The sequence below is a fragment of the Gracilibacillus kekensis genome (genome assembly GCF_900143085.1).
Classification (GTDB): domain Bacteria; phylum Bacillota; class Bacilli; order Bacillales; family Amphibacillaceae; genus Gracilibacillus; species Gracilibacillus kekensis.
Genome location: NZ_FRCZ01000009.1, coordinates 93316 through 113915, shown reverse-complemented (window position 1 = coordinate 113915; position 20600 = coordinate 93316). Strand labels below are relative to the sequence as shown.

Below are 20600 nucleotides of genomic sequence, written 5' to 3'. Positions count from 1 at the left end.
GCTGAAAGCATCTAAGCATGAAGCCCCCCTCAAGATGAGACTTCCCATCTATTCGATAGAGTAAGATCCCTCAGAGACGATGAGGTAGATAGGTTCGAGGTGGAAGCATGGTGACATGTGCAGCTGACGAATACTAATCGATCGAGGACTTATCTATACTAATAAAGCACGGTTGGTTTGAGTTTTGTTTTACTTCTTATCTAGTTTTTAGGGTATATCCCAGTCTGGTGACGATAGCGGAGAGGTCACACCTGTTCCCATGCCGAACACAGCAGTTAAGCTCTCCAGCGCCCATGGTAGTTGGGGCTCGCGCCCCTGCAAGAGTAGGACGTTGCCAGGCATATATTATTTATTATTTAAACAAGATAGTATATTATTTTTATTATCGCGGGGTGGAGCAACGAGCAATACATCCACCGATTTAGCATCGAGTAACCTCGAAGCATCAAGCTTCATTGAGGATGCTAGAAGATGCAGAGATCATACATTGAAATAACCGTGTGATTAAGCAAAACAGTATAATTTATTATTTTTATTGTCGCGGGGTGGAGCAGTCTGGTAGCTCGTCGGGCTCATAACCCGAAGGTCGCAAGTTCAAATCTTGCCCCCGCAACCAAATTTGGTCCGGTAGTTCAGTTGGTTAGAATGCCTGCCTGTCACGCAGGAGGTCGCGGGTTCGAGTCCCGTCCGGACCGCCATTTTATGACTAGCAAACCTTAAGATTTAATGCTTAAGGTTTTTTTGTGTATTTAGATATTTTTGTGTGTTGAGATAGAAGATACACAAATTCGTTTCCATTTACTTTTTGTTTTGGTATGATGTTTGTATATTAAAGATAAATCAACCAGATCTGAGGGATTAATATGGAAGAATTTGATTTTATTAAGTCAATTCAACCTAAATATTATCAGCAATCAACTACAATAAAGGGAATTGGTGATGATGCAGCAATATTGAGACATACTAATGAAGATATTATTACCACTGTAGATACCATGGTTGAAAATGTTCACTTCTCAACCAAAACGACAGAGCCCTTTCATATTGGTTACCGAGCCTTAGCAGCTAATATAAGTGACATAGCCGCAATGGGGGGGAAACCCACATCTTATTTAGTATCGATAGTCATTCCAACAAGTTGGTCACAAGAGTCGTTACAACAGATCTACAACGGGATGCAGCAACTTGCAAGACGATACCGTATGGATTTAATTGGTGGAGATACGGTATCAGGTAAGCAGTTATCTTTATCTATTACCGTAATTGGTACAATTAGACGTAACAAAGTAAGATATCGAAGCAGTGCATTAGAGGATGATATTGTCTTTGTTACGGGACAATTAGGTGATTCTGCTTGTGGTTTACATATTTTATTAAACAAGGATGAACCAATTTGCGATAAGTATCAGTATTTTATCGATCGACATCGCATGCCAGAGCCAAGAGTGAATTTTATAAATGAATGTACAGCGATTGATAGAATAAGTTTAAATGATGTTAGCGATGGTATTGCAAATGAACTAATTGAAATAGCAGAAGCTTCTCGTAAAACTATTGTCATTGATTATGATAAGGTGCCCAGCCACCCTTTGCTAGAAGATTTTAGTGAGGAAATGCAATTTGATTGGAAAATATCGGGTGGTGAAGACTTTGAGCTTCTTGGCACAGTATCCAGTCATAATTGGGAACAACTCAAAATAAGTGCCGATAAGACAGGTACAGCAATTACTAAGATAGGTTTTGTAAAAGAAGATACTTATAAAAAAGGTATTGTCTGGATGCAACATAATGGCCAAAGGAAAAGATTAGAAAAGTCAGGCTATACTCATCTAAGAAGGTGAAATTATGAATGAATATATATTTGAAACATATACAGAAGAGGAAACGAAACGACTAGCAAATAAACTAGCCCTTTTATTACGTCCTGGAGATGTGATTACTTTAGAGGGTGATTTAGGAACAGGAAAAACTACATTTACGAAGGGCCTCGGTGCAGGTCTAGGTGTAAGAAGAACCATTAATAGTCCGACGTTTACGATTGTAAAAGAGTATATTGGTGAGATACCACTATATCATATGGATGTGTATCGTTTAGAAAATAGTGAAGAAGATATTGGGTTTGAGGAATATTTTAATGGAGATGGTATTACAGTAATTGAATGGGCAACATTTATAGAAGAGTATCTTCCTGAAGAACGGCTAACCATTCAAATAAAACGATTAGATGAATATAAAAGAGCAATCAGCTTTAAACCTATTGGAAACTATTTTGAAGAGATATGTAAGGAGTTATACTAATGAATGTGTTAGCAATCGATACCTCGAATCAAGTGCTAGGTGTAGCAATTAGCAAGGACGATGAAATAAAAGCAGAATATACAGCAAATATAAAAAGAAATCATTCAATCGGATTAATGCCAGCTATTGACCATATAATGAAAGAAACAGAAACAACTCCTGATCAATTGGATCGAATAGTTATCGCAAAGGGACCGGGATCATACACAGGTGTTCGCATCGGGTTAGCAACTGCGAAAACAATGGCATGGACTTTAAGTATTCCGATTGTTGCTGTGTCCAGTTTAGAATTGCTTGCACATAATGTGAGGCAACAAAATATATTGATTTCTCCCTTTTTTGATGCACGTAGAGGTCTTGTGTATACCGGATTATATGAAAATAACCATGACCGTATTTTCATTAAAAAAGAGGATCAAAATATTAAAATGGATCAATGGTTAGAAGAATTGAAATCTTTACAACAGCCCGTTGTTTTTTTAAGTCAGGATATTAAACTCCATCAAGTGATTATAAAAGAAAAGCTCGGTCAAGCGGCATCGATTCCTAGTGTTATCGATCATTTACCACGGCCAGGTATATTAGCATTATTGGGTGCACAGAAAAGTCCAGAATCGGTCCATGAATTAACTCCCAATTATATTCGCATGGTAGAAGCGGAAGCAAATTGGTTAAAAGAACAGGAAAACAAACAACATGGCTAAGGTTCAATTTCGTAAAATGAAAGAATCAGATATTGAAGCGGTCAGGAACATTGATAAACAATCCTTTCCGAAGCCATGGCCTGAAGATATATATTATGAAGAACTTAAAAATAATAATTATGCGGTCTATTTTGTTGCGATAGTTGATGATAATATTGTAGGATTCTGTGGTTGCTGGATGATTCTAGATGAGGCTCAGATAACAAATATTGCAGTTGATCCCAGCTATCGAGGTAAAGGGTATGGCCAAGGCTTGTTTCAATATGTAATTAATTATGGAATTGCGCATGGAATTAGGCTTTTGTCATTAGAAGTACGTGTATCAAACATTGTTGCTCAAAGAATGTACAAAAATTTCGGATTGCAACCCGGTGGAATAAGAAAAAACTATTATACCGATAATCAAGAGGATGCAATAGTATTGTGGGTGAATTTATGAGTGAATATATTTTAGGAATAGAAACTAGTTGTGATGAAACGGCTGCAGCAATTATTAAAGATGGAAAAGAAATTATCTCAAATGTAGTAGCTTCGCAAATAGAAAGTCACAAACGTTTTGGCGGTGTAGTACCCGAAATAGCATCAAGGCATCATGTCGAACAAATGACGATGGTGTTGGAAGAAACATTCCATCAAGCTGGTTTAGAAATGAAAGATATTGATGCGGTTGCAGTGACAGAAGGTCCAGGCTTAGTGGGTGCTCTATTAGTAGGAGTAAATGCTGCAAAGGGTTTAGCCTATGCGCATCAAAAACCGTTAATAGGTGTACATCATATTGCAGGACACATTTATGCAAATCGATTGGAAAAAGAATTCTCCTTCCCATTGTTGGCATTAGTTGTGTCAGGAGGACATACAGAACTAATTCTGATGAAAGAACATGGCGCTTTTGAGATCATTGGTGAAACGCGCGATGATGCGGCAGGAGAAGCGTATGATAAAGTTGCTCGAACGCTAAATTTAGCATATCCAGGTGGGCCAAAAATTGATCAATTAGCTCATGAAGGAAAAACTTCGATTGATTTTCCTCGGGCCTGGTTGGAAGAATGTTCTTTTGATTTTAGTTTTAGTGGGCTGAAATCAGCTGTAATTAATACGCTTCATAATGCGAACCAAAAAGGGGAAACTATAAAACAAGAAGATGTAGCAGCAAGTTTTCAAGCAAGTGTAGTGGATGTGTTAACAGAGAAAACCTACCAAGCAGCCAGGCAATATGGAGTAAAACAAGTAATTGTGGCAGGGGGAGTTGCGGCAAATAAAGGGCTTCGCTCTGTGATGCAAACGAAGTTTCAATCTGAAAAAGAGATGGAGTTATTATTTCCACCATTGTCTCTTTGTACGGATAATGCCGCAATGATAGCTGCTGCCGGATCCATTGCATTTCAACAAGGACATCGAGCTTCATGGGATCTCAACGCCAACCCCAGTTTAAGTATAGAAAAATATGCAACTCGTTAAAAACTAGGACTCGTTGTCCTAGTTTTTTTGTTTGTAAAGAAAGTATATAAGTGGCGTCATGTCTAGCTCCGAGCGCCAGAAACTAGGCGACTTCACGAAATCGCCCTACGATAAAGAAGACTTGCCGATTGGTGAAACCAGAGGCTTAGTCGTCCTTATGCCTTCAGTTGAAAGTCATCATCGGCTCGCAAGCTCACCGTGAGTCTTTTATCTCAGTTGATTCGCTCCAGTCGCTACATTTCTAAGCGGGCGCTCTGCGCTTTTCTTATTTGCTTTTCTAGAGTTATTCACATGTGAAACAGCATTTTGTGCATAACTTTAAAAAAGTAATGATACCAAGGGTTTAAAACAATGCATTTTTGTGGATAAACCAGGATGAAAATGTGGATGATGTGGACAAACCTGTTGAGAAGTGAAAAATCAATACTTAATAAGTGGATAACTATGTGGACAGAAAAAAACGAAATGATTAAAAGTAATGAAATAAATAAATATAAAATACTAAGATGTATCTAATTGTTTTAAAAACTAGTGAATGATTGACTATATTTAAAGGTGTACCCGAGGTTAAAGTAAGCGGAAAGTTGGATTGACGATAGATCTATGAAACTCTAGTATTAACATAAGTAGTTTGATTTAATAGAATTGAAGGAGGTGAAGACGGTTTACTACACTTGCACCTAAGAACTTATTCTCCCACTTTCCAACAGGAACTCCTCACATGTGAATACTATATCCAACCTCACGAGATCACGTAAAGCTTTCAACATAAAACTAAATAAATAGGAGGTTTATTAATGGCGAAATTTAAGGAAGATCAAATTTCCAAAGCGCTGTTAGCAAAGTTATATGAGTCGATGACAGCACAACCCGATATCGATGAAATTAACGAAGAAGTTTTGCCAAATGACCAATTTATTGCATGGTGCCAACCAGGGATCCCTTTTCGCCCGGAAGATTTTCTTTTTGCTACCAGAGGTATCGGTGGTGGTGAAGGAGAAGGCGAGGATGTAAGACAAAGGATGCTTCTAGCAGAGGAATGGTCCCAACTAACCAATTTTGTCCCAAATCCAAGTGGAATTTATGACGAAGAATCTCAGAAAAAGATGTTTGATACGACCAGCTTTAACCAAGATGGTGTCAGTATGGTGTCCATTTATAAAAATATTCTACAGTTTAGTGAGGTTGCCACTGCTGAATTGGATGAAGAGTTAAAAGAACGTGTAAAGAGAGTACGAGGATTATTAAAAGAAGTGACAGAAGTAGAAGATTTGATGACTGGTGAAAAGAAAGAGAAAATTGATGACAGTGCTTTAATAAAAGCGTACAGGACCTATGAGGGAGAATATGTGGATGAAGCTTTATTGTATAATACCAAAAGGTTAAATGCATTAAATTCTGATGATGCAGCAGCTGTCCAGGACTTTGCTCTAAATGCACCATTATATCGCAGCAAGGTTCGATCGGCGCTAAATAAGTGGATCAGCACTGGTTATAAATATGATGTGGAGCGAATTTATGCTTTTCTTGAATCGGTGACACAACGAGATTTGCAATTACTAAAAGCGGAATACCAAGAGGATTTACGTAAAGCGGAGATTACCAATCCTGTCAATGGATCCACCTTTTACTGGACTTCTTTAATCCCTGCCTCATTACCATTTTCGGATGGTTGGATGAATTACTCCTTTAAAGAATCGGAAGTAAGCGAACATAGTGAAAAAACAACAAATCAATGGGAAGGTAGTGCCACACCTTCTCTATTAAAATGGTTTAAACCATCTACATCAGGTGAAACTGAAAAAGAACGAGAAGTGAAGGATACAAGTAATTTCTCGATGTCATTTGAAGTAGCGCAAGCAATGATTTCAAGACCATGGTTTGCCCCAGAGTTTCTACTTAGTGATGCTTGGAGGTTTTCACCAGATATGCCTAATCTGGCTAACTTAACAACTGCACTCTCTGATGGTGAAGTACCGCCGACTGGTTCGATGATTGCCTACCCAACAACTGCGATTTTTGTCCGGAATGTTCAAGTTGATTTTAATGAATTACATGAAGAAGAAAGTAGTTTTAAACGGGATATTGATGCAGGTTTAGATATTAAAATTGGTCCAGTAAAGATAGCTGGAGGCTCTTACCAAAGAGGGGATGAAAGAACAGATTTCGAATCCCATCTAACAGAACAGGGTTTAAGTGTTCCAGGCTTACAATTAATTGGCTTTAAATGTAAGTTATTGCCTAAATTGCCTAATCCAAGCCCGGATGTAGAAAATTGGACATAGGAGAGGGTGATTTACTATGAATAATGCTGCTATTGCAATCATGGAGAAGATACGTAAAGTATATTTGGAAGAAGAGATGAAAGACACTCAATTTATTGCGTACAACCCAATCGCGATTCCTTTAACAGAAGATGATTTATCTTTTGGAGATCGTTCTTCTTCTTTATCCGAACAAGAGCGCTTGCGTGCAGCTGCTGACTTTGCAGTGAATATGAATTTAATACCAGAAGTTCGTCCGATATGGAATCATAGTGGAATTATGATTTGGGACATATTAGATCATATTTTTGCAAATGTAACACTAGCCAAAAATAAACTTTCAGAGAAAGAAAAACAAGAATTACAGTCTGCGAAAGATTTTCTATATCAGCCAATCACAAACGAAGAAAACGAGGCAGCCATGATGCCTTCCGCACATCTAATAGCTTACAGAGAGCGAGAGGAACAGTATTTTGATGTGCAACAAGAATTACACGAGGCAATAATTAAACATAAATATGAAGAAGACCCACAACAACAGGAATTAAATGAGGTACATGTCCAGCAGTTGGAGAGTCAAGTCAAACAAGTAGTAAGAGATTGGGAAGTAATGGGTTATAAAAGTGAAATAGAAAAAGCATTTGCCACCATTGATGAGTTATCTGGTTTAGGCATTCAACAACTGTGGGCGAATTGGAAGGATGACTTTAATCGTTCAAGCCGTACCGATGTCTTAATAGATCGTGAATTTTATGAGACAAGCTTTATACCTCCTGCTTTCTATAAGGACGACCAGCGGGCAAAATGGACAATCGTAACTTTAAACAGAGAAGAAATTAGTGAGCTACTAAAGAACGGCTACTATTCAAAATCAGAATTAACAACAGATGACGAGATAGAAGAAGCACAATTAGATATTGATATCATTGAAGTGAAGGCAGAAGTAATTAGGGTCGAAATCGTACGGAATTGGTTCCAGCCAAGTTTATTAATGAATCAGAATTGGAAATGGCAAAATGATTCAGAATTATTATCGGATGGTGAAGATCCTCCAGTGGGAATATTACCAGCATATCCAACAGCAATGCTTTTCGTACGTAACGTATCGATCACACTTGAAAAGGAATCGAAGAAAAATGAGTCAGCAATCACGGACTTGCAAGAAGGAAGAAAGTTTGCTTTTGGTCCAATTATACTCGACCAAGTAGCTTCTACGATTAATAAAAATCAGATTCATAAATTAGTAGCCACAAAGCGTATAGAACCATTAAAAGTAGCACATATTGCGAAGCAGATACCTACTGTCAATATTAAAAATATTGAAAAACAAAGGGTCTCACCACAAATAATAAAAAAAGCAACACTCAAAGACTTTGCTACCATTAAACAAACAAGACTGGACGACAAACGCTTAAAGAGAATTCGATTAAAAGGAAAAATACGTAAAATTAATGGTACTCTTATAGGTCAGATCCTCGATCAGCAAGATAAGCCACTTGATGGGGCCGAAATTGCAATGACAGAACCTGAAAGTAAAGAAAATACTATAATTACAGCGGATGAACAAGGTAATTACCGTGTTCAGTTAGAGCCAGGTAACTATCAGATGACTGTCAGTAAAAGTGGTTTTCTTGAAAAAACAGAGAATGTCACAGTGCATCCAAGGAAAAGAAGTCATTATAAAATGAAATTGCAAAAAGAACCAAAAAAAGAAATCGAAACGGAAGTATTACCTTCGATCCAATTAATTGGTTATATTTGTACGAAGCTTCCTAAGACTCCTAACCCGTATAGCCATTTAAATTGGGATTACACAGTTTCCCATTTAAAATAGGAGTGATAAAATGAATCAATTTTATTTGTCGGCGAGTGTTGGAACAAATGGAATGAATGATCCCGAGGATATTTATTGTTTAAAAGAACATTTGTTTAAGTTGGGTTATCACTGGATTCAAGTTAATGATCAATTAGATGAAGATCTTATTTACGTTATTAATTTAATTCAATCGATAAAAGCAGGAAGGAATAGAGTACATGGTGACGGACGTGTGGACGTTCCAGGGCCAACTTATGATTGGTTAAGAGCAGAAAATGCACCAAGATGGTTACTGATGTCAGAAGGAGACCAAATTACATTTGCAAATATAGAAAGATCACAAGACTGGGACCATCATGATTACGGTACGAACTGGTTAGATGATACAATCCAGCAAGCATCTGTATGGTATCGTGATCACTATCTGCAGCTTCATCCAGAGGCATCACCGATAACAATTAATGATGTCAGTTTAGAAACCGGAGGTAATACCCCTGATCACAGTGGTCATGAGACCGGGTTAGCCTGCGATTTGCGTCTACCTTCGATAAAAGGAACAGCACCAGGAGGTATCACGATAGAGAATGAAAATTATGACCGATCGGCTATGCGCGCGATGTTAAGTGCTTTTACTATACAACCGTTAATAACAAGGATTTACTTCAATGATCGTCGTTTAATAGAGGAAGGGTTATGTGAGTATGCCAGCCACCATGATGATCATGCACATGTTGAAATTAAACCTTTAGTTCCGCTAGTTGATTATGCCGATCGAACCGATATTCTTTGGCAGCAAACGCTCTCTTATTTTGATGGAGAGAATTGTGAGCCAACAAACTATCCAATGACCTTAAACGGATTTCAGAACTACCTAGAAGATGTTGGAGTAAACTATTTTTCTGCTGAAGAAATGCTTGTGCCCCATCATCAGGAGATAGCTGCACAACTTGGTATGACACTCTTTCTACCACCATATAATTGGTGGAGGAAAGGAGCGGCATTAGGATTGCTAGCGGACCAAATAAGAGAATTAGTAAACGAGCCTCTTATAATACGGAACTGGTGGAGACCATTACGCTATAATCAACATCCTACAGTTGGTGGTTCCTTAACTAGTGATCATATTACGGCAGATGGGATAGACATTGATTTTAGAAGTACAACTAGCAGGAAACAAGCGGAGGAATATTTGCTTGGATTATATGAGCAGGAAGATTGGCTGGAATTGTCACTAGGACTTGGTGGCAGATCGATCCACTTTGGATTCTTATCGCCGAATAAAAAACGAAAGTGGTATTATAAAAGCTATCACCTTGTAAGTGAGTGAGAAAAGGAGCTGGCATTTGCCAGCTCCTACTCATGCAATGTTTCCCATTCTTCCATTAATGCTTCAAGCTTTTCTTTTAGTGTATCATTTTTTGTAGTAAGTTCTAAGGCCTTCTCATGATCCTGAAAAACATCTGGATCACATAAAAGGGTATCTATTTCTTCCATTTCCGATTCTAATTGTTCAATTTGATCTTCTATATCCTGAATTCGGCGTTCTTTTTTACGTTGTTCTTTTTTGTGTTGCTTTTCTTTCTCAAAGTTGGATTTTGTAGTTTCTGTCTTTTCTACTGTTTGTTTTTCTGATTTTTTCAGTTCCGCTAATTCTTGTTCTTCCTGCTTCTTTTCGACATAATAATCATAATCCCCGATATAAAGGGTCGTCTTATTAGCTTGCATCTCAAGGATATGTGTCGCCAATTTATTAATAAAGTAACGATCATGGGAAACGAAAAGAATAGAACCAGGATAATCAATTAAGGCAGCCTCTAATACTTCTTTACTATCTAAATCTAAGTGGTTGGTTGGCTCATCCAATAATAAGAAATTAGATTTTTCCATCATTAATTTTGCAAGTGCCAGACGAGCCTTTTCTCCACCACTTAAGGCAGAAACATTCCGCAATACATCATCCCCACTAAAAAGAAAATTTCCTAGAATTGTACGAATATCCTTTTCGTTCATCATCGGATAGTCGTCCCATAACTCATTTAATACCGTTTTTTTCGTATTTAATTGTGTTTGTTCCTGGTCGTAATAGCCGATTTCGACGTTAGCACCTAACTGAATGTGACCAGATGCAGGCTGTAATTGGCCAATAATCGTTTTTAGTAATGTTGATTTACCCACACCATTTGGTCCGACCAAAGCCACACTGTCGCCCCGTTCAATGTGTAAGTGCAGATTAGAAAAGATATAAGGGTCTGATGGTTGATAATGAAAAGCCAAATCATTAATTTTCAAGACATCATTTCCGCTTCTTTTTTCGATAGTGAAGGAAAATTTTGCAGAACTCTCATCACCTGCTGGTTTATCCATGACATCCATTTTTTCTAATTGTTTTCGTCTGCTTTGAGCTCGTTTAGTGGTTGAAGCTCTTACAATATTTTTCTGAATAAATTCCTCCGTTTTTTTAATTTCATTTTGTTGTTTTTCATAGAGTTTGAGGTCTTTGTCATAATTGGCCGCTTTTTGTTTCAAATAATGGCTATAATTGCCATGGAATTTTGTAGAATGATGGCGTGAAATTTCATAGACAATATTCACAGTTTTATCTAAAAAATAGCGATCGTGAGAAACAATGACAACGGCACCCTGATAACTATTTAGATACGTTTCCAACCATGTGAGTGTTTGTATATCCAGATGGTTGGTCGGCTCGTCCAAAATCAAAATATTCGGTTTTGTCAGTAATAACTTCCCTAACGCAAGCCTTGTCTTTTGCCCACCACTTAGTGTAGCAATCGATGTTGTCCACATCGTTTCTGGAAAATCAAGGCCGTTTAATACTGCTTTTACATCTGCTTCATATTGATAGCCGCCCGCTTGCTTAAAATCTTCCTGTTTTTGATCATAATTAGCTAATAATTGCTCATATTGTTCCGTGTTTGCAATTAGTTCAGGATCTCCCATTTGTTGTTCCATGTTACGTAATGCTTGCTCTTCTTTTTTTAGATAAGTGAAAATTTTCACCATCTCGTCCCAAATGGTTTCCGTGGAATCTAGACCGGAATGCTGTGCCAAATAACCGAGGGAAACATCTTTTGGTTTATGAATCTCTCCCTCATCATAGCTCAGTTGACCAGAAATAATGTTTAGTAAGGTAGATTTACCAGCACCATTCCGACCGACAATTGCTATACGATCCTGATTTTTTATTTCTAATTTTATATTCGATAAGATTAGCTCTGCGCCAAATCGTTTTGTTAAATTATTCACCTGTAAATAAATCATATCCATTCACCTCTAATATAGTAAGTGTATCTAAAAGCAGATATACCTGCAAGCAGTGTTATTTGTAACACCGAAACAAAAAGGTTCGATCCTCACTTTATGAATAAGTGAATAATTTCACGACAAGTACAAGCTTTTCTGTTAAGATAGATAGTAAGTAAAAACATTCACAAAACCAAAGCGTAAAGAGTAAGGGGAATGAATGATGTCAAATCAAAATAAAATACCACAAGCAACAGCGAAACGTTTACCATTATACTATCGTTTCTTAAATAATCTCCATATCAAAGGGAAATCACGCGTTTCTTCAAAAGAACTAAGTGAGGCAATGAAGGTCGATTCTGCTACAATTCGTCGTGATTTCTCCTATTTCGGTGCATTAGGGAAAAAGGGGTATGGATATAATGTCGAATATTTGCTTGGATTCTTTCGAAAAACGTTGGATCAGGATGAAAATACACCTGTAGCGCTAATTGGTGTTGGGAATTTAGGGACCGCTTTTTTAAATTATAATTTTACTAAAAACAATAATACCAAAATAGAGGTAGCATTTGATGCAGATAAGCGAAAAGTTGGAAAGTCGATTGGGGATATTGAGGTTCATCATATAGAGGATATGGAACAAAATCTAGGTGATATTTCGGTCGCTATTTTAACTGTACCTGTTTCAGAAGCTCAAAACATAACCGATCGCTTGATAAAGGCTGGTGTGACAGGTATTCTTAACTTTACTCCTGCAAGAATTACCGTTCCGGAAAGTGTCCGTGTACACCATATTGATTTAGCAGTAGAATTACAGTCACTTGTCTATTTTATGAAGCACTATCCACTGGAAAATGAAGAGTGATTTTAATAAAAAGAGCATGAAGTTGTCCGCCGACTTCATGCTCTCTTTTGAAAATCTATTTTTTTTCGTTTTCTTTTGCTTTTTTTATTCGATAATGTAACGTTATTAAACGAATCGCAACGACAAAGTCGATGGTAGCAAATAACGCCAATGCTATTGTTATAAAGTTAAATACGGTTTCTTCTGCCGATTGGATGGCAATATAGGTGAATAATGCACCTAAACCAATGTATAAAAAGGCAGATCGTAATGGTGAAATACGCATAATTCTAGTAGCCTCCAATAATAATCAACTGTAACTGCTCCAATTGTTTCAATTGTTCTTCTATTTGTTCAGGGTCTATCGATAACTGTCCGATAACAGCATATGTGTTAATCGCCATATGAGCGATAATCGGTACAATAATTCGTTTCGTTTCTACATATAAGAACGCAAAAACCATTCCTATTGCTGTATAGGTTAATAAATGACTGAAATCCATATGAACGGCTGCAAATATAATACCTGATAATAATGCTGCAAAAAAGAAATTCATTCTTTTATGAAGGCTGCCAAAAATTGCTTTTCGGAAAACGAGCTCCTCTAGAATAGGTCCTAATACCGAAATAATTATTATGAAAATTGGCGCCTGCCTAGCAATATTCATCAGATCCATGGTGTTTTGAGATCCAGGCTTTATTCCGAAGACAAAGGTCTCAATTACTACGGCAACAATTTGTGTAATAAACACTAATATAAAACCTAACACAGACCAGAGGATAATAGTTCCAATTTGCTTCTGTTCGGTTCGGAAAAACTCTGACACTTCATCTCGTAAAAAATAAATAGAGATGATCAATGCTAACGCAAAAGTTGCCACAGACCAACCTACAGAAAAAGCTTCTGGATTTTCTATTTGTTGTACAAAAGGCAATGCTAATACTCCTGACAGCTGCATTGCGATATACGTTATGATGAGGTAAATATACTTTTTAGGCAACGTTTAACGACTCCCTTAAATACTTTTTATTTCATGATATGTATTTTAACATAAATTATTTCTAGATTCGCTAATAAACACTGGATAAAGGGCATGTTCATTAAGAGCTAGCCCCCCTGTTAGCCCTACTTTCTTCTAAACTCCACTTAAATAATTTGACGCTCTCTTCTTCCAATTCCTTAAAAACATGACCGTACACATTATAAATCATTCCTGGTGTATTTCCCAAACGTTCTGCAATAGCTTTAACATTGATGTTCTTATTAATTAAGATGTTAACGTGTGTGTGCCTTAGACCAGGAACGGTTATTTTTTTCACTTTTGCTAGTTTTATCATTTCTTTAATCTTTTGATCAATATAACTATTCGTAATAGAATCAGCTATTGTAATTTGTTATAAATATTGTAAGTTTATAATTAAGACTTATACCAACACGAATAAGCGTTTCTCTGAACCATTCTTTCTAAAAAAAGATTCAAACGTATCTGTTCCAGTGTCCGTTCTTCTATTACATGTTACACTTGACGTACAATTAGCTAGAATGGCGAGGAATGAATTATGCCGGATTGGTCGTATCATACCATTTTTAAACCAATAATACACAGATTCTCCAGTTATACATCTAGGGAGTTTATTCATCGTGGAATGAGTGAAATAGCTTCCGTTCCTTTTGGTCCCCACGTTATTGACTTTTTAGGAAGACATGAAAGCTCTCCTGCAATTTCGCGACATTTTGATGGAATTACATTTGAAAATCCTGTTGGACTTTCTGGGAAAATAGATCCTTTATTAACGGGAACTACGGCTTTCACCAATCTGGGCTTTGGGTTCTTGGAAGTTGGACCGATTACATTAGAGCGCAAGGATGGTGACCAGTTCCCGCTGGTTGATACAGAAAATCAATCGATTGAATTTCCGAGTGATCAAGGCTCAATAGGACTTCATGCCACCGTTACCAAGCTTAGAAGTATAAAGACGAAACAACCCATATTCATACGCCTGTCAGGAACAGATAGGGAATTGGAAAACTTGATTCTAACACTAGACCCTTATGCGGATGGTTTTATTATAGATAATAAGGAACAAAGCTTAATTTCACTTACATCTAAACCAGTTTACTGTGCCATTCCCTCTGAACAAAAATTGAAGGAGTCTATTTTTGAATTGCAAAGTAAATTTTCAGGGATTTTACTAAGTCTCGATGAAAACAACGTGGAAGAATATATGTCGAAGATCAAAAAGATAAGGGATTGTGGTTATTCAAAAACAATTATTACCTCAGGTGGCATTAAAGAGCCACAGCACGCACTAGACATCATAGAAGCTGGTGCTGATCTAGTGTTGTTAACAGATGGTTATGTTTTTTCAGGTCCAGGATTAACGAATCGAATCAATGAAGCATTGTTATCTAAAGAAGAACTACCGACCGAGCAGCAAAAAGGTTGGAGGGCCTATTGGCTATTTGGTCTATTTATATCTATAGGTGGATTACTAGCTTTATTATTCAGTGTTACATCGATAATATTGCCTTACGATGAAGCGTTTCTAAGGATGGAACGAAAAGAGATTTTTCAGTTTAATAAGCGAGTAATGTGGTTTATGGCCCATGATCGAATGACGCTTGCTGGCACAATGATCTCAGGTGGGATCATCTATATGCATTTAGCGAAACACGGGATAAGATATGGTATAAAGTGGGCAAAACAAGCGACCGATGTAGCTGCCGTTTCAGGATTTTTGGGAATCTTTTTATTTATCGGATTTGGCTATTTTGATTGGCTACACCTTTTGTTTTGGCTCGTATTACTACCTTTTTATATGAAAGGATTCTTTTCTACCAGGGGAATATCAGGTACACCTACTTCCAATAATAAAAGAAATCACCGGATTTGGAAAAAGGCGGTATGGGGACAATTTCTATTTGTTATATTAGGATTTTCTTTCGTACTTGGTGGTATTGTTATATCACTTTATGGTGTTACTTCCGTATTTGTTTCAACCGATCTTCTTTATTTATGTATGACTCCAGAACAACTGCAGTCTTTTAATGATAGGCTGATTCCAGTTATTGCACATGACCGGGCTGGATTTGGAAGTGCCTTACTGAGTGTGGGGCTTCTTGTATTAATGTTGTCTCTCTGGGGCTTTCAACAAGGGAAGAAGTGGATGTGGTGGGCTTATTTAGTAGGAGGTTTACCTGCATTTATTACAGCTATATCCATCCACATTGCTATTGGCTATACCACATTTATGCATTTACTTCCTGCATATTTTGCTATTGTGATTTATATTGGAGGTCTTGTTCTGATCTTTTCATTTTTTCATAAAGATAAGGACGACTAGTAGGAGAGAGTTTTCTTTCTTCTTTTTTTTGAAAATTCACAATAACATTATTTAGCTTTTGTCCCAAGTAAAAGTAGTGTGTATGTAAACAATAATTACACTTAGATCCCCTTACAAATTATGGATTTAAACACAATATATAAAGATAATGCTACTTTTTTTCTATACCTCACCTACTAATGCATTAAAAAAATAAAATATATAGGACAAGTTTACATTCGTGTGTTTCGCTAGCAATCTTCAAAAGCTTAAACAATAATGTTTTTATAAATTGATTAATAGCGTGTGTATTAGAAATAGCAAAATTAGTTTTTTTCTTTTACGCGTTTCAACATTTCTATCGATCTATTAAGTAATATTACTATTCATGTAGAGTTCATATTCCGTTTATATTTATACTGTAGACTTCGGTATGAATACTATAAAGGAAGTGACAATATGAATCGAGTCTTACAACCAATTACCAACTTCGTTTCAACACGAAAAGGAATGTGGATCACCATTACAATTTGGGTTATCCTGGCTGTCCTTTTGAGTGCTGGACCTAAAGCATCGGACTACCGAAGTGCAAGTTTTCAATCCTTGCCGGATGATGCACAAAGTATCATTGCAGAAAATAAAGTCAAAGAGCTCTTTCCAGATGATCAAGCCACACCAGGTATCCTGGTTTTTGATGCGCAAAATGAGCTGCAAGTTACTAAAATTCAGCCTGTTCTCGAAAAAATTAAAGAGGCAAATTTAACTGGTGTACAAGAGATGATCGACCTTTCCGTACTGCCCACCCAGGCATTAGAAGGATTCTTTTCAGAAGATCGCCAGACGTTCATCTTCCCAATCGAACTTGAACCAGGTATCGGAAGTGATAAATATGCTGAAATAAATGATGAGATACTTTCTATGGGACAAACCTTTGGAGAAGAACAAAATGCATTTGACTTTTATGTAACTGGACCCGCAGGAATTGCTGGGGATACGTTAAAGTTATTTGAAGAAGCAGACTTCAATCTTTTGATTGCAACGATTGGGATCATTTTGCTTCTATTAATCGTCATTTATCGTTCACCCTTACTTGCGATTATCCCATTACTTGCTACAGCGATCGTTTATCAAGTAACGAATCAAATCATCGGTCTGCTTGGTGCAGGTGGTTTAGAAATTAACAATGCGACTACTTCGATTATGAGTATTTTGTTGTTCGCCGCAGTGACGGACTATTCACTATTCGTGTTTTCTCGTTATCGAGAAGAGCTTTATATGCATTCTAATAAGCATACTGCCATGTCTGTAGCAATGAAAGCGACTGGAAAGCCTGTTTTCTTTGCCGGAGCGACAGTTCTTGCAGCCATGTTTGTTCTCTTTATGGCTGAATTCCGTGATTATCAAAATTTTGCTCCGGTATTCAGTGCGGCACTAATTGTAATCATTCTGGCGTCTGTTACACTTGTTCCAGCTCTATTCACTCTTTTTGGACGTAAAGCATTCTGGCCGAGAGTGCCACACTATGGGAAACAACCGAAACAAGAAAAAGGCTTTTGGACACGCATTGCAGAAATTGTAACAAATCGTCCTTTATTATTAGGAGGAATTGTTTTGGCGTTGCTTGCATTAGCATCACTTAACTTATTTAATCTTAAATATGAATTCGACACGGTGAAATCGTTCCCTGAGAACTTACCTTCCCGTGCTGGTTATGAAATTGTCGAATCAAAATTTGATAAAGGTCAGTTAGCTCTAATGACAGTTGTTTTGGAAAGCAATGAAACATTGGATGAGGAATTACGAACTTCATTTGAGGAATTTCTGGATAACGAGGAATCTATTGCGTCGTTCCGTCCCGTTAATGAACTGGATGATGGTACAGCAACTAGTTATTCTGTTGCTCTTTCATTAAATCCTTATTCAACAGAGGCGATGGATTCTGTAGAGGAGATGAGAACAAGCACAAAGGAATTCGATGATTCGATAACCATTCATTGGTCAGGAATTACACAGAAATTGGTTGATGAACAGAATGTAAATAACCAGGATATTATAAAAGTCGTTTTCGCAGAGACATTATTGATTGTCGTATTCTTATTCTTTATGACACGATCCTGGAAAATGCCGATATATATGATGGCCACCATTCTGTTATCATTTACAGCGGCACTTGGCATTGGTATTTTTGCAGTCGATCTACTATTTGGTTATGATGCTATCAGTACACGTGTACCATTGTATTCCTTTATTTTCCTTGTTGCACTTGGGATAGATTATAATATAATTTTAGTATCTCGTTTTATAGAAGAGCGTAGGAAAAATGTTCTTAAACCTGCATTAAAAAGCTCAATCACCTCAACAGGCGGTGTCATTTCGTCGGCAGGTGTTATTTTAGCGGCTACATTCGCTGCGCTGATGACCATGCCGATTGCCGATTTATTTGTCTTTGGTTTTATCGTTGCCATCGGTATTTTAATTGATACTTTTCTTGTTCGCGGGATTTTATTACCTGCACTGATTCTATTCTTTGAAAAAGACAAGTCGACTCAAGTTTAAAAAGGGGGGTATAGCTTCATGCGCATCTTAGTGGTGGATGATGAACTTCATATTCGTAAATTAATTGCTATTCAATTGCAACAGGCAGGCTATGAACCTGTTTTAGTAAAAGATGCGCAAGAAGCACTTTCTTTACTTGAAGACCAGGAAGTAAGTGCTGCTATTGTGGATGTAATGATGCCGGGGATGTCTGGTTTTGAGTTGACTTGTTTCTTATCTCAGGAAATGGATATTCCAGTCATTCTTGTCACAGCTAAAGGTCAATTAGAAGACAAAGAGGAAGGCTTTCTAGCAGGCTCAGAGGATTATCTGGTCAAGCCATTTGAGCCAAAAGAATTACTATTTCGCTTACAAGCAATTCTACGTCGCTATGGAAAAGCTCAACGTCAAAAAATTCAATTGGCTAATATTCACCTGGACCGCTCGACCTATGATGTGGCCATAAATGACGAGACGTTAATCATACCGATGAAAGAATTTGACATCCTTGCTATTTTAGCAAATTCATATGGTCAAACGATTCCCCGATCAACCATACTGATGGAAGTATGGGGTGAAGTGGAGGAGAAACATGATTTTTCACTTAACACACACATCAAACGCTTACGTGAACGTTTAAATAATTATGGTGCAAAGATAGAGATCCAAACAGTTCGTGGCATTGGCTACCGGTTAGAGGTGGTTCAATGAAGACACTTTATCGTCAATTTATACAAACAAGCTTATTGTTTTTGGTATTAAGTATTGTTTTAGGTATTGTGCTAACCAATGTATATTATTTGTCTTTCACAAAACAAGAAACGACAGCGCAAAACTTGGAGCGAGCGCAGGAGGTTGCCTTGACGCTCGAACAAATGCATGGCGACACCTCTGCGCTTGAGCCATTTCTAACATCGGTCGCAAATCTTGGTTACCAAATAGCTTTGCTTGATTCAAACGAGCAAATCAAATCATTTGGAAAACCTTTTGAAGACCTGACTATAACTGATCAGGCGCGAAAAGTGATTGAAGATCATAAAATCTATACCGGGGAGACAACAGGCTTATCTTTTTTTATGACCAGTCACTTTTCAAATCGGCTTAGTAATACAGTCGGCGTTCCACTTGAAATAGACAATCAAGCTTATGCTCTCTATTTACGGCCGGATATGAACCTGTTGTCTTCTGACATCCACACACTTCTTCTGGCATTTCTTCTTTCTCTTGCAGTTGTTAATCTGGCAGGGATGCTCTGGATGGCGAGACAGCTAACACGTCCAATCAGTCTACTGCAACAGGCAGCGAAGGAAGTAGCAAATGATAATTATAGTCATACGCTAGCTATTTCAAGGCCGGATGAAATTGGCGATTTGGTACACAGCTTCAATGAAATGATTGATCGTCTACGTCAAAATGATGTGTCACGTAAAACATTCATCACGAACGTTTCGCATGATCTGCAATCGCCTTTAATGAATATTAAAGGATATGCAGAATTACTGTCAGCAGATTCCGCGGAAGGTTCTGATCAAAGGCAGTATGCAAATGTTATTGAAAGAGAAGCGACACGTTTATCAGGACTTGCAAAGCAATTGCTTCTACTAAGTACCCTGGATCAACCTGTTTATCAGTTGAATGCAAATTTTTACCGGTTAGATGAGCAGATTAAGGAAAACGTCCAACATTATCGATGGCGTTTGGATGAGAAGGAACTTGATGTTCGTTTGAAACTTGTTAAGGGTAATGTTTTTGCTGACCAGGAATTAATGAATTACGTATGGGATAACTTACTCTCTAATGCTATTAAATATTCGCCACAAGACAGTTCTATTCGTATTCAGATTTCGAAGGAGAAAGACGGATGCTCGATTATGGTTAAAGATAATGGAATCGGAATTATGAAGACGGATTTACCCCATATTACGGAACGATTCTATCGAGCCGATCAATCCCGGAATGAAGAAGGTACAGGTCTTGGTCTTGCGATTGTTAAAGAAATTATACATTTGCATAAAGGAAAGATTCAATTTATAAGTCGAGATGGAGAAGGCACACAAGTTGTGGTATATCTCCCACAATTTAAGGAGGAATAAATC

At 37.4% G+C, this 20600-nt stretch carries 17 protein-coding genes, 2 tRNA genes and 2 rRNA genes; 17 read left to right on the top strand and 4 right to left on the bottom strand.

What is annotated here, in order from left to right:
- From BUC25_RS17690 to BUC25_RS17635, 12 genes are all read left to right on the top strand, one after another.
- Positions 1-157, top strand: a 23S ribosomal RNA gene (locus BUC25_RS17690); the annotation flags it as partial.
- Positions 158-223: 66 nt separating this feature from the next.
- Positions 224-340, top strand: a 5S ribosomal RNA gene (gene rrf / locus BUC25_RS17685).
- Positions 341-539: 199 nt separating this feature from the next.
- Positions 540-616, top strand: a tRNA-Met gene (locus tag BUC25_RS17680).
- 5 nt (positions 617-621) lie between these two features.
- Positions 622-698, top strand: a tRNA-Asp gene (locus tag BUC25_RS17675).
- A 165-nt stretch (positions 699-863) separates the two neighbouring features.
- Complete coding sequence (gene thiL, locus BUC25_RS17670) at positions 864-1841, top strand: thiamine-phosphate kinase (RefSeq protein WP_073203197.1); 978 nt, start codon at positions 864-866, stop codon at positions 1839-1841.
- A gap of 4 nt (positions 1842-1845) precedes the next feature.
- On the top strand, positions 1846-2298 hold the full coding sequence (gene tsaE / locus BUC25_RS17665; RefSeq protein ID WP_073203196.1) for a tRNA (adenosine(37)-N6)-threonylcarbamoyltransferase complex ATPase subunit type 1 TsaE: 453 nt from the start codon (positions 1846-1848) through the stop codon (positions 2296-2298).
- A complete protein-coding gene (tsaB, locus tag BUC25_RS17660; protein WP_073203195.1) occupies positions 2298-3002 on the top strand; it encodes a tRNA (adenosine(37)-N6)-threonylcarbamoyltransferase complex dimerization subunit type 1 TsaB in 705 nt (234 codons plus the stop codon). The genes tsaE and tsaB overlap by 1 nt, the downstream gene beginning before the upstream one ends.
- A complete protein-coding gene (gene rimI / locus BUC25_RS17655) occupies positions 2995-3441 on the top strand; it encodes a ribosomal protein S18-alanine N-acetyltransferase (RefSeq protein WP_073203194.1) in 447 nt (148 codons plus the stop codon). Before tsaB ends, rimI begins: the two co-directional genes overlap by 8 nt.
- Positions 3438-4460 (top strand): tRNA (adenosine(37)-N6)-threonylcarbamoyltransferase complex transferase subunit TsaD, encoded by a 1023-nt coding sequence (gene tsaD / locus BUC25_RS17650; protein WP_073203206.1) that lies wholly within the window; start codon positions 3438-3440, stop codon positions 4458-4460. Before rimI ends, tsaD begins: the two co-directional genes overlap by 4 nt.
- 797 nt (positions 4461-5257) lie before the next feature.
- Positions 5258-6745 (top strand): hypothetical protein, encoded by a 1488-nt coding sequence (locus tag BUC25_RS17645; protein ID WP_073203193.1) that lies wholly within the window; start codon positions 5258-5260, stop codon positions 6743-6745.
- 16 nt (positions 6746-6761) lie between these two features.
- Positions 6762-8558: a carboxypeptidase-like regulatory domain-containing protein gene (locus tag BUC25_RS17640; protein ID WP_073203192.1), complete on the top strand. Its 1797-nt coding sequence runs from the start codon at positions 6762-6764 to the stop codon at positions 8556-8558.
- 10 nt (positions 8559-8568) lie between these two features.
- Positions 8569-9867: a hypothetical protein gene (locus tag BUC25_RS17635; protein WP_073203191.1), complete on the top strand. Its 1299-nt coding sequence runs from the start codon at positions 8569-8571 to the stop codon at positions 9865-9867.
- Positions 9868-9893: 26 nt separating this feature from the next.
- Here the strand turns inward: BUC25_RS17635 and BUC25_RS17630 are convergent, their stop codons facing one another.
- A complete protein-coding gene (locus tag BUC25_RS17630) occupies positions 9894-11819 on the bottom strand; it encodes an ABC-F family ATP-binding cassette domain-containing protein (RefSeq protein ID WP_073203190.1) in 1926 nt (641 codons plus the stop codon).
- Between the two features lie 205 nt (positions 11820-12024).
- Between BUC25_RS17630 and BUC25_RS17625 the strand changes: the two genes are divergently transcribed.
- Positions 12025-12666, top strand: coding sequence for a redox-sensing transcriptional repressor Rex (locus BUC25_RS17625; RefSeq protein ID WP_139251860.1), 642 nt, complete (start codon positions 12025-12027; stop codon positions 12664-12666).
- A gap of 55 nt (positions 12667-12721) precedes the next feature.
- On the opposite strand, the gene BUC25_RS17620 is transcribed toward BUC25_RS17625, so the two are convergent.
- The 3 genes from BUC25_RS17620 to BUC25_RS17610 all read right to left on the bottom strand — a co-directional run bounded on the left by BUC25_RS17620 (position 12722) and on the right by BUC25_RS17610 (position 13983).
- Positions 12722-12931 carry a YdiK family protein gene (locus BUC25_RS17620; protein WP_058306279.1) on the bottom strand — a complete coding sequence of 70 codons (210 nt, stop codon included), beginning with the start codon at positions 12929-12931 and terminating at the stop codon, positions 12722-12724.
- Positions 12932-12935: 4 nt separating this feature from the next.
- A complete protein-coding gene (locus BUC25_RS17615; RefSeq protein WP_073203188.1) occupies positions 12936-13646 on the bottom strand; it encodes a CPBP family intramembrane glutamic endopeptidase in 711 nt (236 codons plus the stop codon).
- A 100-nt stretch (positions 13647-13746) separates the two neighbouring features.
- Positions 13747-13983 carry a site-specific integrase gene (locus BUC25_RS17610; RefSeq protein WP_073203187.1) on the bottom strand — a complete coding sequence of 79 codons (237 nt, stop codon included), beginning with the start codon at positions 13981-13983 and terminating at the stop codon, positions 13747-13749.
- A gap of 309 nt (positions 13984-14292) precedes the next feature.
- On the opposite strand from BUC25_RS17610, the gene BUC25_RS17605 reads away from it, so the two are divergent.
- The 4 genes from BUC25_RS17605 to BUC25_RS17590 all read left to right on the top strand — a co-directional run bounded on the left by BUC25_RS17605 (position 14293) and on the right by BUC25_RS17590 (position 20597).
- Positions 14293-15990: a beta/alpha barrel domain-containing protein gene (locus BUC25_RS17605; RefSeq protein WP_342039401.1), complete on the top strand. Its 1698-nt coding sequence runs from the start codon at positions 14293-14295 to the stop codon at positions 15988-15990.
- Positions 15991-16428: 438 nt separating this feature from the next.
- A complete protein-coding gene (locus BUC25_RS17600) occupies positions 16429-18525 on the top strand; it encodes an MMPL family transporter (RefSeq protein ID WP_073203185.1) in 2097 nt (698 codons plus the stop codon).
- 18 nt (positions 18526-18543) lie between these two features.
- Positions 18544-19215, top strand: a complete 672-nt coding sequence (locus BUC25_RS17595) for a response regulator transcription factor (RefSeq protein ID WP_073203184.1) — start codon at positions 18544-18546, stop codon at positions 19213-19215.
- Positions 19212-20597 carry a sensor histidine kinase gene (locus BUC25_RS17590; protein WP_073203183.1) on the top strand — a complete coding sequence of 462 codons (1386 nt, stop codon included), beginning with the start codon at positions 19212-19214 and terminating at the stop codon, positions 20595-20597. The genes BUC25_RS17595 and BUC25_RS17590 overlap by 4 nt, the downstream gene beginning before the upstream one ends.
- The last annotated feature ends 3 nt before the right edge of the window (positions 20598-20600 follow it).

What these genes read in the sequence shown, in the direction of transcription:
- BUC25_RS17620 (WP_058306279.1), bottom strand. Translation starts at nt 12,931, where the DNA reads ATGCGTATTTCACCATTACGATCTGCCTTTTTATACATTGGTTTAGGT.
- tsaD (WP_073203206.1), top strand. Translation starts at nt 3,438, where the DNA reads ATGAGTGAATATATTTTAGGAATAGAAACTAGTTGTGATGAAACGGCT.
- BUC25_RS17635 (WP_073203191.1), top strand. Translation starts at nt 8,569, where the DNA reads ATGAATCAATTTTATTTGTCGGCGAGTGTTGGAACAAATGGAATGAAT.
- tsaB (WP_073203195.1), top strand. Translation starts at nt 2,298, where the DNA reads ATGAATGTGTTAGCAATCGATACCTCGAATCAAGTGCTAGGTGTAGCA.
- BUC25_RS17590 (WP_073203183.1), top strand. Translation starts at nt 19,212, where the DNA reads ATGAAGACACTTTATCGTCAATTTATACAAACAAGCTTATTGTTTTTG.
- tsaE (WP_073203196.1), top strand. Translation starts at nt 1,846, where the DNA reads ATGAATGAATATATATTTGAAACATATACAGAAGAGGAAACGAAACGA.
- rimI (WP_073203194.1), top strand. Translation starts at nt 2,995, where the DNA reads ATGGCTAAGGTTCAATTTCGTAAAATGAAAGAATCAGATATTGAAGCG.
- BUC25_RS17640 (WP_073203192.1), top strand. Translation starts at nt 6,762, where the DNA reads ATGAATAATGCTGCTATTGCAATCATGGAGAAGATACGTAAAGTATAT.
- BUC25_RS17605 (WP_342039401.1), top strand. Translation starts at nt 14,293, where the DNA reads ATGAGTGAAATAGCTTCCGTTCCTTTTGGTCCCCACGTTATTGACTTT.
- BUC25_RS17630 (WP_073203190.1), bottom strand. Translation starts at nt 11,819, where the DNA reads ATGATTTATTTACAGGTGAATAATTTAACAAAACGATTTGGCGCAGAG.
- BUC25_RS17610 (WP_073203187.1), bottom strand. Translation starts at nt 13,983, where the DNA reads ATGATAAAACTAGCAAAAGTGAAAAAAATAACCGTTCCTGGTCTAAGG.
- BUC25_RS17595 (WP_073203184.1), top strand. Translation starts at nt 18,544, where the DNA reads ATGCGCATCTTAGTGGTGGATGATGAACTTCATATTCGTAAATTAATT.
- BUC25_RS17625 (WP_139251860.1), top strand. Translation starts at nt 12,025, where the DNA reads ATGTCAAATCAAAATAAAATACCACAAGCAACAGCGAAACGTTTACCA.
- BUC25_RS17645 (WP_073203193.1), top strand. Translation starts at nt 5,258, where the DNA reads ATGGCGAAATTTAAGGAAGATCAAATTTCCAAAGCGCTGTTAGCAAAG.
- thiL (WP_073203197.1), top strand. Translation starts at nt 864, where the DNA reads ATGGAAGAATTTGATTTTATTAAGTCAATTCAACCTAAATATTATCAG.
- BUC25_RS17600 (WP_073203185.1), top strand. Translation starts at nt 16,429, where the DNA reads ATGAATCGAGTCTTACAACCAATTACCAACTTCGTTTCAACACGAAAA.